General features: G+C 65.3%; 16 protein-coding genes. 5 read left to right on the top strand and 11 right to left on the bottom strand.

From position 1 onward, the window contains the following. Window positions 1-197: 197 nt before the first annotated feature. Both ACX12F_RS07535 and ACX12F_RS07530 read right to left on the bottom strand, forming a co-directional pair. On the bottom strand, window positions 198-923 hold the full coding sequence (locus tag ACX12F_RS07535) for a DUF1906 domain-containing protein (protein ID WP_459368986.1): 726 nt from the start codon (window positions 921-923) through the stop codon (window positions 198-200). Window positions 924-1014: 91 nt separating this feature from the next. Then, window positions 1015-2289, bottom strand: a complete 1275-nt coding sequence (locus ACX12F_RS07530) for a low temperature requirement protein A (RefSeq protein WP_459368985.1) — start codon at window positions 2287-2289, stop codon at window positions 1015-1017. Window positions 2290-2381: 92 nt separating this feature from the next. On the opposite strand from ACX12F_RS07530, the gene ACX12F_RS07525 reads away from it, so the two are divergent. After that, entirely contained in the window at window positions 2382-3083 is a 702-nt protein-coding gene (locus tag ACX12F_RS07525) for an IspD/TarI family cytidylyltransferase (RefSeq protein WP_459368984.1), read from the top strand. Window positions 3084-3117: 34 nt separating this feature from the next. Here the strand turns inward: ACX12F_RS07525 and ACX12F_RS07520 are convergent, their stop codons facing one another. After that, entirely contained in the window at window positions 3118-3729 is a 612-nt protein-coding gene (locus ACX12F_RS07520; protein ID WP_459368983.1) for a twin-arginine translocation pathway signal, read from the bottom strand. Further along, window positions 3726-4580 carry an Rv1363c family protein gene (locus ACX12F_RS07515; RefSeq protein WP_459368982.1) on the bottom strand — a complete coding sequence of 285 codons (855 nt, stop codon included), beginning with the start codon at window positions 4578-4580 and terminating at the stop codon, window positions 3726-3728. Before ACX12F_RS07515 ends, ACX12F_RS07520 begins: the two co-directional genes overlap by 4 nt. A gap of 373 nt (window positions 4581-4953) precedes the next feature. Between ACX12F_RS07515 and ACX12F_RS07510 the strand changes: the two genes are divergently transcribed. Then, window positions 4954-5421 (top strand): hypothetical protein, encoded by a 468-nt coding sequence (locus ACX12F_RS07510; protein ID WP_459368981.1) that lies wholly within the window; start codon window positions 4954-4956, stop codon window positions 5419-5421. 2 nt (window positions 5422-5423) lie between these two features. Then, the gene (locus ACX12F_RS07505) at window positions 5424-5858 is read left to right on the top strand and encodes an Rv2576c family protein (protein WP_459368980.1); all 435 of its coding nucleotides are present in this window, start codon (window positions 5424-5426) and stop codon (window positions 5856-5858) included. A 68-nt stretch (window positions 5859-5926) separates the two neighbouring features. On the opposite strand, the gene ACX12F_RS07500 is transcribed toward ACX12F_RS07505, so the two are convergent. Further along, window positions 5927-6328, bottom strand: a complete 402-nt coding sequence (locus tag ACX12F_RS07500) for a hypothetical protein (protein WP_459368979.1) — start codon at window positions 6326-6328, stop codon at window positions 5927-5929. A gap of 152 nt (window positions 6329-6480) precedes the next feature. Between ACX12F_RS07500 and ACX12F_RS07495 the strand changes: the two genes are divergently transcribed. Both ACX12F_RS07495 and ACX12F_RS07490 read left to right on the top strand, forming a co-directional pair. Beyond that, window positions 6481-7152 carry an Rv1363c family protein gene (locus tag ACX12F_RS07495; RefSeq protein ID WP_459368978.1) on the top strand — a complete coding sequence of 224 codons (672 nt, stop codon included), beginning with the start codon at window positions 6481-6483 and terminating at the stop codon, window positions 7150-7152. A gap of 69 nt (window positions 7153-7221) precedes the next feature. Next, window positions 7222-7776, top strand: coding sequence for an Rv2253/PknI dimerization domain-containing protein (locus tag ACX12F_RS07490; protein WP_459368977.1), 555 nt, complete (start codon window positions 7222-7224; stop codon window positions 7774-7776). Window positions 7777-7825: 49 nt separating this feature from the next. On the opposite strand, the gene ACX12F_RS07485 is transcribed toward ACX12F_RS07490, so the two are convergent. The 6 genes from ACX12F_RS07485 to ACX12F_RS07460 form a co-directional block, all read right to left on the bottom strand. Further along, the gene (locus ACX12F_RS07485; RefSeq protein WP_459368976.1) at window positions 7826-9568 is read right to left on the bottom strand and encodes an MCE family protein; all 1743 of its coding nucleotides are present in this window, start codon (window positions 9566-9568) and stop codon (window positions 7826-7828) included. Next, window positions 9568-10839, bottom strand: a complete 1272-nt coding sequence (locus tag ACX12F_RS07480; protein WP_459370270.1) for an MCE family protein — start codon at window positions 10837-10839, stop codon at window positions 9568-9570. The genes ACX12F_RS07485 and ACX12F_RS07480 overlap by 1 nt, the downstream gene beginning before the upstream one ends. Window positions 10840-10922: 83 nt before the next feature. Continuing rightward, entirely contained in the window at window positions 10923-12452 is a 1530-nt protein-coding gene (locus ACX12F_RS07475; RefSeq protein ID WP_459368975.1) for an MCE family protein, read from the bottom strand. Continuing rightward, window positions 12452-13534 carry an MCE family protein gene (locus tag ACX12F_RS07470; protein WP_459368974.1) on the bottom strand — a complete coding sequence of 361 codons (1083 nt, stop codon included), beginning with the start codon at window positions 13532-13534 and terminating at the stop codon, window positions 12452-12454. The genes ACX12F_RS07475 and ACX12F_RS07470 overlap by 1 nt, the downstream gene beginning before the upstream one ends. Next, entirely contained in the window at window positions 13534-14559 is a 1026-nt protein-coding gene (locus tag ACX12F_RS07465; protein ID WP_459368973.1) for an MCE family protein, read from the bottom strand. The genes ACX12F_RS07470 and ACX12F_RS07465 overlap by 1 nt, the downstream gene beginning before the upstream one ends. Further along, window positions 14556-15833, bottom strand: a complete 1278-nt coding sequence (locus tag ACX12F_RS07460) for an MCE family protein (RefSeq protein ID WP_459368972.1) — start codon at window positions 15831-15833, stop codon at window positions 14556-14558. Before ACX12F_RS07460 ends, ACX12F_RS07465 begins: the two co-directional genes overlap by 4 nt. Between the last annotated feature and the right edge of the window lies 1 nt (window position 15834).

The raw sequence follows: 15834 nt of genomic DNA, 5'->3' as shown, positions 1-15834 counted from the left end.
TCAAATCGTGACCACGCCCGTGACGGTGCCGTACCTTACTAATGAGTAGGAAGAGACCCGTTCCAGAAAACACTCGACAATGACGGTCGGTGTGTCTATACGGGCGGTAAGTTACCGAGGCATCATTTGCTGGGCCTGGGTCTCATTTTCTTAGAGCTGGGCGCCAGCAAACTACTCAGCAGTAATGTGCGTGGCCCTCAGTCCCACTGCCCGAAGCGCGGCTTGAGGATGTGGTTGATGTCGACCCCGACTCCCCCGACGCGCTGTTTGTCGATCTCCACCTGATGCAGCGCCGCGGCCGGATGCGCCGCCCCGCCGGGCGAGCCCCAGTTGTGCTGCCAGAAGTACGACCCCAAGCCGTCCTGCACGGCCCACTCGATGGTCTTGGAGTTGGCGTACACCCCGACCCGCTGGTGGCCCAGCACTGATTCCCACCCGCGCAGGTAGGGCGCGACTTGTGCCTTGTATTGCTCCAAAGTCGGGTCATCGTCGATTGAGGCGTAGATCGGTGCACCCACCGGTCCACCTGCCGCGGTGTGCAATTGGAACCCACGTTGGGCGTGCTGCACGCCGGCAGGCTGGCCACCGAGCCAATCCGCACTCGTCGCCTTGCCGTACTGGTAGCAGGAGACGATCTTCATGCCGCCCCGGTACAGGTCGCGGGCCTCGGGCAGCTCGATCGGTTTGCCCAGCATCCACTCACCGCCCGGGCGCCGGTCTGAGACATACCGGAGGGCGCCCACCGCTCCGGCCGACCGGATATCGGCTGCCCTGAGCACGCCCGCCGCGTAGTCCAGCAACACTCCGTACGGGGCCGCAGAGGCGGTCGTCGCGCCGAGCACCGATTGCAACCCGGCCCCCAAGCCGACCGCCGCCGGCGCGGCTGCAGCGTATTTCAGCAGGTCACGACGCGAAATGGCCACGCGTCTCAGGATATGACAGCTACCCCTTCTGACCCGTTAGCCACACCTCACGCGTCCAGCGTGAACACGTCGAGTTCGCTCGAGCCCGCGATCAGGCTCCGGCGGCCGCCTTCAGCGCCGCAGCCGCATGGCGGTGCCCGATCAGCTCGTACCCGACGACACTCACCATCGGCGCCAGACTGGCCACCAACAGACAGACCGACATCGGCACGCCGACCAGGGCCAGCACGACCGTCGCCGCCAGCACGGCGGCAGTCAGCGCCACCAGCAACAGGTGCAGCGCATCGACCGAACGCAGCATCAGCGCGTACAGCAGGTAGACCAACGCGATGTAGATGCCCAGGGGAATGACGACCGCCCACACCGTGCCGACCGGCCCGAGCGCGGTGTGTCCCTTGATGGTGAGCGCGGCGAAATCCAGTCCCGCACCAGTCGCGACGATGGCGCCGAATATCGGCATGTGCAGATAACCGAACCAGAACGACCGTTCGCGATGCGCGTGCAGCACTTCCGCTGCCGGGACCATGAAGTACACCCACCACATGCCGAAGGTCAGGGCCGTCCCCGCCACCGCGAGCGCGACCGCATCGGCCGACCAGCCCTGCTCGCCGATCATTGCCGACAAGCTGGCGACGGTGCCCACCACGCCTTCGCCCAGCGCGATGATCGCCAGCAAGCTGTACCGCTCGGCAATGTGATGGGCGTGCCACGGCGTGCCGCCGCAGCGCCGTTCAGCCAGGCCCGGGCCGGTCAGCTCTATGGCGATCAACACCGCCCAAATTCCGAGTGTCACCGGCACCGACGTCGGTAGAAAGATGGTCCCGATCCAGCCGAGCTGTACCAACGACACGTTGGTGACGTAAGTCAACGCCGCCGCCCGCCGGCCCGGATCCTGCCGTGCGGCCCGTAACCACTGGCCCACCAAGGCAATTCGCATCACCACGTATCCGGCGACCAAGACCGCGTTGTCGACATGGTGGCCGTGCTCGATCGAGGTGAAGAAGGCAGGCAGCCCAAGCGCGAGAATCAGTACGCCGACCATCTCGATCATGGTCATCAGCCGGAACACCCAGTCGTCGGTGTCGTAGGCCGACGCGAACCAGGTGAAGTTGATCCAGGCCCAGCAGATCGCGAACGTCGCGAACACGAACGCGGTGATTCCGGCCGCCACGTGTCCCGCGGCCAGCATGTGGGCCAACTGCGATGCGCCGACGCCGAATGCGACGGCGAAGGTCAGGTCGAACAGCAGTTCCAGCGGCGTCGCGACCCGGTGCTTTTCATGCGGGTCGCGGCCGCGCATCGGTGTCAACCGGTGGGCGCGTACCGCGCTGTGTGGGTCAGGAGCGTGCGGCTGCACCCCATCCATGCCATGTCCCTTCAACGAATCCGGGCCCTGTCCGGGCCGCGTCACGGTAAGCCTGCCGCAGATCCCCGCTGTCGTCCCACTACCGTGAAGACGTGTCCGCTCCCCCGATTGCCGTCGGCGTCGTCCTGGCCGCCGGTATCGGATCGCGGGTCGGGGCCGACGGCAACAAGGCGTACCTGCAATTGGCCGGCCGCAGCATGGTGGCCTGGTCGGTGGCGGCAGTCGCGGCGAGCCCCGAGATCGCCCGCACCATCCTCGTGTTCCGGCGGGGTGAACGCGACCAGGTCGTCAGCCTCATGGCCGACGAACTTCCCGGCACTGCAGTCGAATTCGTCGAGGGTGGCGATTCCCGGCACGGTTCGGAACACAACGTGCTGAGTTACCTCGCGGCGGATATCGACGCCGGGGTAGTCGATGTGGTGCTGATCCACGACGCCGCCCGCCCGCTGGCCGGTGCCGATTTGATGGACACCGCTGTGACCACCGCGCGGGCCCAGGGCGGCGCCATTCCGGTGCTGCCGTCCGGCGATGTGCTGCGGATGTCGGCCGACGGCCTCAGTGCCATCGACCAGTCACTCGTCCGGGTGCAGACGCCGCAAGCCTTTCGGGCCGCGCCGCTGTGGCAGGCCTACCAGGACGCGACCGCCGCCGGCTTCGAGGGCACCGACACGTCGTCCTGTGTGGAGCGCTTCACCGATCTCGAAGTCCACGGAATCGCCGGGTCGGCACAGAATTTCAAGGTGACGTTCGCGCACGACGTACAGGTCGCCGAGCGCCTGCTGAGCCGGCGCTGACGCGGGCAGAAAGTCACCGCACCCGCGGCGCGAATCAGACCGGGTCGAAAGCTGCGATCAACCAGGCTCCGTCGACCTTCTTCATGGAGATCTTCACCGAGCTCTGGGCGAACGTGCCATCCGGATTGTCCTTGCTCACCGTGGTCTGGTTGATGAAGGCCAATACCAGCGCCGACTCCGGCGACAGATCGGAGATGGCCGCCCGGACAACTTTCGCCTGTGTCTTGACGTCCTTCTCTTTGACCGCACGGGTCACCACATTGTTGGTGAAGTCGGTGTAGAACTTGACGAAGTCGCCGGTGAGGTGGGACTTCGCCGCTGCGAAATCCTTGTCCATGGTCGGTGGCGCGTACGACAGCATCGCGACGGCACCGTCGGATGCGGCCTTGACCACGGTCTCTGCCACCGCGGCATCGGTCTGCTGGTCCGGGCGGTACTGCGTCACATACGACCAGGCGGCGAAGCCGGACGCAACAGCCAGCATCAGCGCCAACAGCGCCGGCAGCAGGATCCGGGCCCGCCGGGTGTGGGTCGGCACCGAGGCAGCGGCCGACTCCGGCGCGGCCAGTTCGCCTGCCGTCGGTTCGTCGACCGTGGGCTCCACATCGGTTGCGCCAGTGGTGGTCTCGCTGTCATCTGTGGTCACGGCACGAACTCGACTTTCGCTAGCTTGATCTGCCCGCCGTCGCGAACCACGTCGACGCTGAGCCGCCAGGACCTGGGCTGCTGTTCCTTGCTGGCGGCATTGGAAACCCGGGTGGAGACGGCAAGGAGGACGTTGGCGGTGTTGTCGGTCATGGACTGCACCGCCGTGGCGTGCACCGTCGCCACGGTGATCGCCTTCGACGACTCCGCGACCTTGACGAAATCGCCGGCCTGGGCTTCGAAATCCTTCTTGAAGTCCCCGGTGGTGCTGTCGATGATGCGCTGCACATCTTGCTTGGCGTGGTTGAAGTCCAGCGACATCAGGTTCACCACGCCCTGGCTCGCGCCGGCCGCATACTCCGCCCGCTGCTGTTGCTCGCCGACGATTTTGTGATGCTGCCACATCATCCAGCCACCAACACTCAGCAACCCCAGCGAGATCACCACGATCAGCGTCGCCGCAACCACGGTCAGGACGACGCGGCGCGCATTGCGCTGCGGCGCAGTCGATGACGACTGCGGTTCGGCCACATCGGTTTCGATGTCGTCCGCGGCATCGACGGCAGCGGGCTCGATCCCCTCGGCGTCAGCGGCGGCATCCGCGACGCCGCCAGTGGCGGCATCGGGTTCCGGCCCGGCTTCGACGGCCGGTGCCGCCTCGGTTTCCGCGGCGGCACGCCGCAGCCGGATCGCCTTGACCCGGGCCCGGGCGGCGGCCGCCATCGCCTCCGCCTCGGCGGCCTCCGCCTCTGCTTCCTCGGCTGCGAGCGACAGCGTGTCGGGCGACTCCGGTTTGCCAATGCTCGGGTTGTCCATATCGATCAATACTGACGCCTCATCGAGGGACGGCATCGAACCTCCTATCCGCACAGCAAGGCAACGAGTGAGAATATCATTATCAAAATTGCTATACCGATAAGACTGTACACCCTGACGAAACGCAGATATAGCGGCATTTTCCTGCGGAAATGCGATTTACGCGGCGTGTTGCCAGGCCGAACACACCGCCTGCCGTCAGCAAGCCTATCGTCGCGCGCTGGGCGGTGTCCCGATCTTTGCCGTCCGCGCCGCACAGCAGCCAAACCGAGCGCCGGTTTCGCGATCCCAATCTGACGGAGATGTTATTCTCCGCCACGGAGAATAACAGTCTCGCCGATGTCCGGTTCGGCGTTCACCCGCCTCGGGTCCACGATCGACCGGCCGCACAAAGCGGTGGAGGAATGTGATGAAGTTGCTCGCGATCGGCGCTGCTGCGCTGTCTGCGGCGTCGATCGCGCTGGCGCCGCCCGCGTCGGCGACCATGTGGCTGGGCAACTACAACTTGAACATGCCGGACCGTCGCGACTTCCACACGTGGATCTGGTCGGCGTTGGTACCGTGTTACAACCCGGATGGCAGCCAGATCAGCCTCGACAAGTGCATCCATGTGCTCACCATCCCGCAGCCGGTCGCGAAGGCGGACAGCTCCGCAGTGGACGCGCAGCTGGTCAACGGCCAATACACGCTGACCATCAACGAGGACATCGGATTGCGTTGCGGTGACGTCCATTACGGGCCGACCATCCCCACTCACGATGTCTACGTCTGGGATGCGAACACTCTCACCGGGACCATGACCTCAACCTTCGACACCGGCTGCGACGGCGCGCCCGGCGGTACGCTGACCTATCCATTCAGCCTGAGCAGGACGTGACGATGCGTACTTCGGTGCCCCTTGCCGCAGCAGTGCTGTTCTCGATGTCGCTGTCGACTGCACCCGCTTTCGCGGACGACGACGCGCCACCACCACCGCCACCCGCGGCACATCACGTCCGCTACATCGTGAGCGCGGCCGCCCCCATCTTCAGCAACATCTATTACCGTGATACCGATCCGCCGACATGGTCGGACTACAGCCACAATCCGTACGAGTTCAGCCCGCGCGCCGATGTCACGGTCGGCCCCGATCAACCGTGGATCTTCGACACCGCGTTGAATGACCCCAATCTCTGGGCGACCGTCATGGTGCAGTCCGGCGAATCCCCGAACTTCAAGACCCCGGCGTTCAATTGCCGCCTCGAGGTCGACGGCGTCGTGGTCAAACAGAACAGCGGCCCGCACGGCGCTCTCTGTTCGATCCGAAACTGGTAGACCGCCGCGAAAACGCCAGAGCCCCGGATGAATTCATCCGAGGCTCTGGCGTTGCACGGGTCGCCGACTCAGGTGTCGCCGCGCAACCAGCGGCTGACCCCGTTTATCGGAACGCAAGTCAGGAACAGACCGTCCGGAGCCTGCGCAACCATGTTCTGCTCGGTCATGCAGTCCGAGTTCTCGTCGCGGATACCGGCCATCGGAGGTGAGCGGAACCAGCGCGGTTCATAACGCCGGGGCGAACCACAGAACATCAGCCGGCCCCAGTCGGTAGTGGCGAACACGTAGTAGGTGGTGTTGTCGCAGGGCGCGCCCAGTACCCGGTGCGGGATGATGCCCGGCACGCAGAATGCGTCATTGCACGTCTGCGGGTCCCCGTACGCGGCCGGCATAACATCCCAGGATCCGGGCGCAGCGATGGACACCCCAGCCGCCAGGACCGAAGCGGCCGCCATCACCCTCACGCGCACGCCATCAACTCTCGCATATCCGGAAACGAAATTCTCTATTTCAGAGAAGATAATTACGATGCAGGCAGAGCCACCGCGACCAACCGATCGACTCGGGCTAGCGTGGGCCACGCCACTCAACACAGGCACCCAAACGCAAGGAAGTCTCCACCATGGCGCCACCGGCCGTCGACAGTTCCGCAAATACTGCGGCGGCCGACGACGTGACAGCGGCCGAAGCCGAAGCCGCACTCGCGGAGGAACACGCCCGCCAGGCCCGTGCCCGGGCTACCGAACTCCGTCGGCAGGCCGCCGAGTCGCGGTCCGCGGCGGCGCCCGCAGCCGCGATCACACCGCGCCGCCTGCCGCGTTGGCGCCCGGTCTCGGTATGCCTCGCCGGGCTGGCCTTCTGTATCGCACTCGGCATCGGCGGAGCCCTGAGCTGGAATCACCAGGTGGCACAGACGCGCCTGCAGCAACAACACCGCGCGGCGGCCGCAGCCCGACAGGGCGTCATCGATGTCATGTCACTGAACTTCGTGAATGCCGAGGACGACGTGTCCCGCATCCTCGACAACAGCACCGGCAGATTCAGGCAGGATTTCCAGGGCCAGCAGTACATCCTGGTCAGACAGCTCATCGACGCCAAGGTGGTCACGCATGTCGACGTGACCGGAGTCGGGGTCCAATCGGCAACCGACGACTCGGCCGTGGTGCTCGTCGCGGCGACATCCCAGGCAGCCAACATCAAGGATCCGCATCCGGCGCCGAAGCGATTCCGAGTGGTGGTCACCCTCGCAATGGATCAAGGCCGCCTGAAGATTTCGCAGCTCGACTACGCCTAGGCGCCCGCCGGGGAATACTGCACATGGCGTCTGCCGCCCCGGCGGTACTGATATTCTCCGAGAGCGAGAATGTTCCTATCACGCGAGGAGCGCAACATGCCGGGCATCACGTCGAGCCTGAAGGTGACGGTGAGCGCAATCCTCGCCACCACGACAGCGCTTTCGGGTGCGACCCCGGCACTCGCCGACGAAGACCCCAGCCTCTGGGGCATCAACGGCACGTACGCAACCTCGTCCAATGGGGCATTCGCCAAACTCAACGAACGCTACGAGCCGCAACCAGGCAATCGGTCGACCTGGGTCGTCTCAACCAAGTGCGTGGGTCCCTGGGACTGCACCGGCACCGTCAAGAGCAGCGACGGCTGGACCGCGCCGATCTACACGACCGACGGCCTCTTCTACGTCAAACGATCTGTACCCAATTGGCGGTTCTGCGACGACGGCACACCGATCCAGGGCTTCCAGGAATACAAGCTCTATCCCGTCGGCCCTGACGCCCACGTTGCCGACGTGTCCGACGAGTTCACCGGCGAAGATCACACCACCGGCCCCAGCGGGTCCTGCGGCCGCAACCAGTGGCCGGTCGTCCGCATGCCGTTCTACATGAAGAAGATCTCCGGCTAGCGGGTCCCGCGATTCATCGCGGCCGCCGAGTCCGCGCCGCGGCTCGGCGTCATGACGCCATCATCTGCTGCCACGATGCCGCCGGCTTGACCAGATCGGACTGGGCGTACAGCTTGCCGTCACTGCCGAGGTACTGACCACTGCGCGGGTCGTAGCGAGCGATCATCACCGACGGACCGGAGGCCGAGCCCTTGAACGCGCTCGGCGCGGCCTGGGGTGCTGAAGCACCCTGCGGCACAGGACTATTGGCGTCGACGTCAGGCGGGCCTGGCGCCGCGGTGGGCACGTTCGTCGCGCGCGGCTGCAGGTCCGGACGGTCCGGGACCATCGGCCCCTGCGGCAAGCCACTGTCCGCAGGCGCCGGAGCGGGCGCGTCCACATGCAGCGGTGGGTACGGCATCAGCGGCCCCGGCGGCATACCGGGGTAGCTCGCCGGTGGCGGGGCGGGCCCCGGCGGCGCCGGCGGCCGGTCCGCCACACCTGCCGGCAGCGGCGAGCCCTCGATCGGGCCGTAGATGTTGTCGTCGGGCCGCGCCCGTGAATCCGGACGCACGCCTTGGGCGATCAGGTTGGGGTCGATCGGGTACGGCCCGAGCGCGTGCTGACGCTGGGCCAGCGGCTGGAAACCGGTGGGGTCGTTGCACAATTCCACCGTGGGTGCTCGTTTTCCCGGGTTATCCATACACGGGTAGTTTCGCGCACCGCGCACGGCGATCGGCGAGTCCTGGGGCAACTTGCAGTACAGGTTGTCAGGTGTATCGGCGGGGCTCAGGTCAGACGGAGACCGCCAAGCCGAAGGCGGCAGGAAGCCGACCGTGCAGGATGGCGGATCACCGAGGCCGAGCGAGAAATCACCATTGGGCAAGCCGGTCGGACTGTTGACCGGAGCATAGGTTTCGACCTGCGCGACGAACGGCGGCAACAACACCAGAAGCTGTTCGAGCGAGGCGTGCCAGGTGACACCGATCTGGCCTATCGTGCTCAGGTTCGCCAGCAGGATCGGGAGCGTCGGTTTGATCTGCTGCAACAACATCGACGTCTCCTGCGCGAAGCCGGGTCCGGTGTGCAGGATCGAACGGAACTGCGAATCGTCCTTGGCCATCGTGCCCGTGATCCCGGCCAGATTGGCCGCCCAGGACCGGATGCCGTCGGTGTTCTGCGCCTGGGCGTCGAGGAACGGCCCCGCGTCGTCGACCAGCCGGCGCATCTGGTCGGAGACTCCATTGGCATCTTTGGTCAGCTTCGACGCCGAGTCCAGCAGCGACCCGAAGTCGTAGCCCGTGCCGTTGAACGCCGTGTAGGACTCGTCGAGCAGCTTGGCCAATTTGTCGCCGGGAATCGTGTCGACCATGGCGCCGAGTTTGTCCAGCATGGGACCCACCGGCTGCGGGATGGAGGTGTCCGCAAGCGGAATCGTGGCGCCGTCCTCCAGATACGGCCCAGAGTTGTTCTTGGGCAACAGCTCCACATACTGCTCACCGACTGCCGACATACTGCGGACCTGCGCCTGCAGAGTGGCCGGAACCTTTGGTGTGGTGTCCAGTGACAGTGTTGCCTCGGCACCGGTCGGCGTCAGTTTCACGTCCGTGACGCGACCGATCTGAGATCCGCGATAGGTGACATTGCTGAAGCGGTACAGCCCGCCGGTGGCCGGCAGCTGCAGCTTCACCGTCAGTCGGTCGATCCCGAGCAGCGTGGGCATCTGCATGTAGGCGAACAGCATCACCGCCACGCCGACGACCGATGCGATGGCGAACAGGATCAGCTGTATCCGGACGAATCGGGTGAGCATCAGTTGCCTCCGTTCGGCGTGGCCGCAGCCGGCGGGGGCGGCGCGCCGTACGGACCGGCGAACACCTGTCCGGGCGCCGGTGGCGTCTGGACCGGACCGGCGGCCGTGCCGCCCTGCGGGACCAACGGCAGAAGCGGGCCGGCGTCAGGGGCCACGGCAGGCGGCGGCGCCCACGGCGGCTGCGGTGAACTCGGCACGAAGCTGCCCGGCGGCGGGTTGACGCCGGTCTTGAGCGGGTCGTAGGTGTAGTTGAGATACGCCGGATCACCCGGCGCCGGAACAATTTCGGTGCCTTCTTGCCCCCACCGGGTGCCCAACATGGTGCTGTGCTTGAGACGCGGAATGGTGAGGTCGATGACGGCGAACAGATTGTAGTAATCGCCGCGGATCGCCCGGTCGATGAAGCTACCGGTGAACGGGAAGTGCGGCAGGTACTCGAGCACCGTGTCGACGTCGGGCCCCAGCGCGGTGAATGCCGCCAGCGCCGGCGTGATGTTCTTCAGGTTGGTCACCAGATCGGCCTTCGAATCGCTGACCAACTGAGTGGCCACGCTGCTGAACTTGCCGAGTTTGGTCAGTGCGGTGGTCAGCTGCGGCCGCTGTCTGATCAGCACGTCCAAAGCCGGCGGAATCTTGTTCAGCGCTGAGGTGAGGACATCGCGTTGACCGGCGAACGTCGACGCCAACCGGTTGAGCGCCTGAATCGAGTTGACGATGTCGTCCCGCTGGTCATCGAGGGTGCCGACGAAGTCGTTCAAACGGGTCAGCAGATCCCGGAACTGGGCCTCGTGACCATTCAGCGCGCTACTGAAGTTGTGGATCACATCCCCGATCTGGCCCAGGCCGCCGCCGTTGACCACCGCAGCCAATGACGACAACGTGCGCTCGGTGGTTGGGTAGGTCGACGCGTCGCTCAACGGGATGGTCGCGCCGGGAGCCAGTGCGCCGCTTGGGTTCTGGCCCAGCGGAGGGTCCAGAGCGAGGTGCATCGAGCCGAGCAGGCTGGTCTGGCCGACCCGTGCCACCGCGTTGGCCGGGATCGTCACGCCCGGCTTCACCGAGAACTCGATGTCCGCGTGCCAATTCTTGGCCGTCATGCTCCGCACGCTGCCCACCACGACGTCATCCATCAGGACCGGCGAATTCGGTTCCAGCGTAGCCACGTTCGCGATTTCCACGTGGTAGACCGTGGAGCCCGCCCCACGGCCGACCGCGCCGGGCAGTGGCAGCGAATTCACCCCCTGAAACGCGCAGCCGGTCGCGGTCACCATGACTGCGACGCCGGCGGCCAGGGTGGCCTTGACCGTCCGCGCTCCCACGGAACGATTCTGTGTACCAGCACCTTTCCCGGTCATCATGGGTGGGGCGTCCCCTCTGCCGGCGCGGGCGGCGGTGGGGCTGTGGACATACCTGGCCCGAGCGGAGTGTCGGTACCGAGTCCGCCCACCGGCGCGGGCGGACCGACCGGCGCCACCGGTGCCTCGGCCGGCAAGGGCGGCGGCGCGCCCGGCGCAGCGGGTCCTGGCACCGGGCCGGCCGGGTTCAGCATCGACCACACCGATGGCGGCATGTTCGGTCCCGGGTTCGGTATCGCATTGGGCAGCATCTGATCGGCTCCTGGTGGCGGCGTCCCCGGCGGTCTACCGGTGAACGGCGGCACGGCCGGGCCCGGGTTGTAGGCCGACAACACGGGGTCGGTTTCGGGCGGTGTCGGAGACCCACCGCCGCCGCCGGGCGCCAGTCGTGCTTCGGAGTACACGAGGTCCTCGGGAGGGGCCGCCGGCATCAGGAACGGGTCGATACCGAACGGCAGGTGGTTGAAGTTGACCAGTCGCAGAGCCGGACCCAGATACTGCGCACAGAGCTTCGCGGTCTCCGGCGCGGTGGTGTTCTCGATGGCGCCGATGGCACCGCAGATGAATTCGACCGGCGACGAGAAGTTGTTCAGGACGAATTGGCCGACCGCACTGCCCGTCACCGGGTTGTAGATGTTGTACGCGTTGACGAATTCGTTGGGTGCGATGTGCAGGATGTTCTTCAGCTGCATCTGGTTGTCCACCAGGTTCTGCGTGACGTTGGTCAGTCGGCGCACCTGCTCCGCTGTTTGATTCCGAGTGCCGGCGACGAAGTTCTGCACCTCGACGATCGACGTCGACAGGTCCTTCAGTGCCGCATCGAGATCCGACTTGCCGCCATCGACCACTCCGGTGAGCGTCACCAGCCGGTTCTGGAACGAGACGATCTGCTGATTGCTGTCACGCAACGCCGTGACGAAAGTCTGCAGGCTCTTGATGATGTCGACCATGTTTCCGCTACCGGCCGCCAAAACCCGGGCCGCACCGGCCATCTCGGTGATGGTGTCGTGCAGCTTCTGGCCATTGCCGTCCAAAGCATTTGCCGCGCTGTCGATGATCCGTGACACCGATGTCCCGGACACGTCGCTCTTGGGTCCCAGATCGGTGGCGAGCCGGGTCAGCTGAGTCTTTACCTCATCCCATTCGACGGGAACGGCGGTGCGCTCCAACGGGATGACCGCGCCCGCGGCCAGCTTCGGGCCGCTGTGCTTGTAGGCCGGGGTCAGCTGGACGTAACGCGCCGCAACCAGGTTCTGTGCCACGATGACAGCCTTGGCATCCGCCGGGATCGAGACGTCCCGGTCGATGTCGAGCGTGAGCCGGGTCTGGGTGCCCTCCGGCTTGATCGCCGCGATGGTGCCGACCTTCACCCCGGCCACCCGGACATCGTCGCCCGGGTAGATGCCGGTGGCTTCACTGAACAATGCGCTGATGGTCCTCGGCGCGAAGAACAACTGGCGCACCAGGAATCCGCCGCCGATCACCAGCAGGGCGACGACGGCGACCGCGATCATCCGGTTGCGCGACATCAGCGTGACCCCCCGGGAATTCCGTTGTAAGGGAGCGGGAGTTCAGCGCGCGGTCCGGCGTTGTCCGGCGGTTGGCCGGCATGCACGCCGCGCCGGAAGCCGAAGGCGTAGTCGAAGAACGGTTGCAGGATCTGCATCGGGTTCAGGTTCGGCACATAAGCGTTGTAGTACGGGCCGTTGGCCAGCGTCTCGCCTTGCGACAGCATGAATTTGCGCATGTCGGGCAGGATCTTGGTGATGTTGTCGCGGTTCTTCTCCAAGACCTCGGTCACGCGGTTCAGTCGCTCGAGCGTCGGCGCCAGCTCTTTCTGATTGTCGTGTACCAGACCGGACAGCTGCTTGGACACCGCAGAGGTGTTGGCCAGCAAGCTGACGATCGCCTCACGCCGGTCGTTGAGTACGCCGAGCAGATCATTGGCGTCGAGAATCAGGGTGTTCAACTGCGCGCTGCGCTGGGACAGCACACTGGTGACATCTGCCGCACTCTTGAGCAGGCCGGCCAGACTCTCGTTGCGGCTGTTGAGTGATCGGGACACGCGGCTCAGCCCGTCGAAAGTGGGACCGAGCTTGGGCGCGATCTGATCGAGCGTCGACGACAAGGTGTCCAGCGACTGGTTCAGCGACGCGGTATCGGTGCCGGCGGTATTGGCCGTCAGGTCACCGACGGCATCGGTCAGCGAGTAGGGCGACGACGTGCGGGTGGTGGGGATGACGTCGTTCGGCCGCATGGTGCCGGTGCCGGCCGATTCCAGGGTCAGCACGCGCTCACCGAGCAGCGACCCGGTGCGAATGTGTGCGGTGGTCTGTGAACCCAAGGGGTACTTGCCCTTTGCGGTAAAGGTCACCAAGGCATTTCCGTCCCGCAGCGCGATGTCCGAAACCGTGCCGATCTTGATGCCCGACATGGTGACCTGATTGCCCTTCGCGATCCCGCCCGCCTCGGTGAACTCGGCCTGGTAGCGCACAGAGGTGGCCCATTGGCTGATCCGTTCGGGCTGCAATCCGATGGCAATGATCAGCATGATCAGTACGACGCCGAAGATTCCTGCCTTGATCAGCCGTGTGCCCCGGTATTTCAGCATCAGGGCTCACCGCACCTTCCACCCTCTTGCTGAATCATCGGGAACACCGCGGTGCGGCCCTGCAGGTCCGAGACACGAATCTGCAGCCCGCAGATGTAGTACATGATCCAGCTTCCATACGATCCGAGGCGGGCCAGCTTGTGGTAGTACTCCACGTCCTTCTGGATGCCACGGTCCAGCACTGTCTTGTGGTCGTCGAGCAGCGGCGCCAGCCTGTTGAGTTCGTCGACCGTCTGCTTCAGAGGCTGCCGCGCCTGGGTCAGCAGACTGGTGATCGAGGCGGTGCCCTGATCCAGCTGCGTGATCGCGGTCCCGATCGGATCACGATCTTGGGACAGCCCGCTGATCAGCTGCTGCAGCCGGTCGATGGCGCCGGAGAACTGATTGCCGTCCTTGGACAACGTGCCAACCACCTGATTCAGGTTGTCGATCAGTTGCGAGACGGTCTGTGCGTTGTCCGCCACCGCATTCGAGAACGACGACGTCTTGCCGAGCAACGAGTCCAGGTTGTCGCCCTGGCCCTGGAATATCTGCACCAGTGACGACGTCAGTGCGTTCACATCCTGCGGGTTCAGCCCCCGGACCACGGGCCGTAATCCGTTGAGCAGCAGATCCAGATCCAAGGCGCCCGATGTGCGGTCCTCGCCGAGGGTCGAACCCGCGGGCAGAATCCGGGACTCTCCCGGTCCGTTCGTCAGTTCCAGGAAGCGGTCACCGACCAGGTTCAGGTAGCGCACCGCAGCCTTGGTTCCCGTGGTCAGGGCGACGTCCTTGTCTGCGTCGAAGGTGACCAGTACCTTGTGATCCTCTTGCAGTTCAACATCGTTGACGGTGCCCACCCGGACCCCGGCGACCCGCACCGAGTCTCCGCCCTTGAGCCGGGACGCGTCGGCGAACACCGCCTTGTACTGCGAGGTGGAACCGCTGCGGTACTGACCGAAGGCCATGAACAAGAAGATCGTCATCAGGACCATGACGGCGGCGAACGCCAAGAACTTGATCAGCGTGGAATTGGAACGTTTCATCCGGGCATTCCCGCCTGGGTGGTGTTGCGCGGCGGACCGTCGATCGGGCCGAACAGGATCTGCTTCAAGCCGTCGGAGTTGAGCACGACGCCCGGGTTGCCGTAGGCCCACGGATTGGCCGCGGTATCGGTGACCAGATATTTGGATCGGTTACCAAATCCGATGTAGGGCAATCCCATACAGTGCGGACCGCCCTTGGCCGCCACCTTCGGCAGGTTGGACGGGTAGCGGTACCGGTCGATGCCCATGACGAACGACACATTGACCACCACGCCGGGATTGAGCTGCGGTGGCTGGTGCGACATGAAGTTCATGCCGGCCAGCGCACATTTGAGGCCGGGCGCGTACTGGTTGAGCAGGTCGGTGGTGGGGGCCAACAGGTGCAGCACATTGCTGAGCTGCTCGCGGTTCCCGCCGAGCACCTCGTTGCCGGTGTCGGCCAGCCCCGCCATGCTGGCCAGGAAGGTCTCCAGGCTCTGCTGCTCGTCGGTCAAGGTAGCGCTCATCTTGATGGCGTTCTTGACCGTGTCGAGCAGGTCGGGCGCGGCATCGGCATACGCGCCCGATACCGGGGCCATCGCTTTGATGTCGTGTCCGAAGTTTTCGAGGCTGGGGTTCAGTTTGGCCAGCAACGCATCGAAGTCGACCATGGTCTGGCCGAACTGCTCACCGCGGCCGGCCACCGCGGTCGACATGGCCGCCAGGGTTTGGTTCAGCTTGGCCGGGTCGAGCTTGTCGAGCACATCGGTGAGCTGTTGGAAGACCGTGTTGATTTCGACGGTGACGTGGTCACCACGCAACTCCTGCCCGGCCCGCAGCGGTGTCGCCGACGGCTGGGCCGGCGGTTGTAGCTCAACATATTTCGCGCCGAACACCGTCGAGGACGCGATGTCCGCGCGGACGTTCTCGGGAATCAAATGCAGCTGCGACGGATCCATCGCGAGGTGCAGTGCGGCGGTACCGTCCGCACGCTGCTCGATCGATTCGACCTTGCCGACCTCGATCCCCCGCATCTTGACCTTGGCGTCCGGGTTCATCACCAAACCGGCACGCTGCGAAATGAGCGTCACCGGAACCGATTCGGTGAAACTGTCGGAGAACAGGGCAATTGCCAGCGAGATCACCGCACCGATTGCCGCGACGGTCGCCAAACCCGCCAGCGGGCGCGCATAGCTTCGGGCGCCGAAGTGACCGCCGCCCTTGGCCGCCACGGGAGCCGCCGTACTGGTGGTCTCAGATCGATGGATAGGGCCCGGCCCCAGATTCTTGGTCATG

Source organism: Mycolicibacterium sp. HS_4_1, assembly GCF_054515875.1.
This window is presented reverse-complemented; position numbering and strand designations above follow the sequence as displayed.

Excerpts from the sequence above, each read along its gene's own strand:
- ACX12F_RS07530 (WP_459368985.1), bottom strand. The coding sequence starts at position 2,289 with ATGGATGGGGTGCAGCCGCACGCTCCTGACCCACACAGCGCGGTACGC.
- ACX12F_RS07460 (WP_459368972.1), bottom strand. The coding sequence starts at position 15,833 with ATGACCAAGAATCTGGGGCCGGGCCCTATCCATCGATCTGAGACCACC.
- ACX12F_RS07510 (WP_459368981.1), top strand. The coding sequence starts at position 4,954 with ATGAAGTTGCTCGCGATCGGCGCTGCTGCGCTGTCTGCGGCGTCGATC.
- ACX12F_RS07490 (WP_459368977.1), top strand. The coding sequence starts at position 7,222 with ATGTTCCTATCACGCGAGGAGCGCAACATGCCGGGCATCACGTCGAGC.
- ACX12F_RS07505 (WP_459368980.1), top strand. The coding sequence starts at position 5,424 with ATGCGTACTTCGGTGCCCCTTGCCGCAGCAGTGCTGTTCTCGATGTCG.
- ACX12F_RS07475 (WP_459368975.1), bottom strand. The coding sequence starts at position 12,452 with ATGTCGCGCAACCGGATGATCGCGGTCGCCGTCGTCGCCCTGCTGGTG.
- ACX12F_RS07495 (WP_459368978.1), top strand. The coding sequence starts at position 6,481 with ATGGCGCCACCGGCCGTCGACAGTTCCGCAAATACTGCGGCGGCCGAC.
- ACX12F_RS07470 (WP_459368974.1), bottom strand. The coding sequence starts at position 13,534 with ATGCTGAAATACCGGGGCACACGGCTGATCAAGGCAGGAATCTTCGGC.
- ACX12F_RS07480 (WP_459370270.1), bottom strand. The coding sequence starts at position 10,839 with ATGGTGACCGCGACCGGCTGCGCGTTTCAGGGGGTGAATTCGCTGCCA.
- ACX12F_RS07515 (WP_459368982.1), bottom strand. The coding sequence starts at position 4,580 with ATGCCGTCCCTCGATGAGGCGTCAGTATTGATCGATATGGACAACCCG.
- ACX12F_RS07485 (WP_459368976.1), bottom strand. The coding sequence starts at position 9,568 with ATGCTCACCCGATTCGTCCGGATACAGCTGATCCTGTTCGCCATCGCA.
- ACX12F_RS07465 (WP_459368973.1), bottom strand. The coding sequence starts at position 14,559 with ATGAAACGTTCCAATTCCACGCTGATCAAGTTCTTGGCGTTCGCCGCC.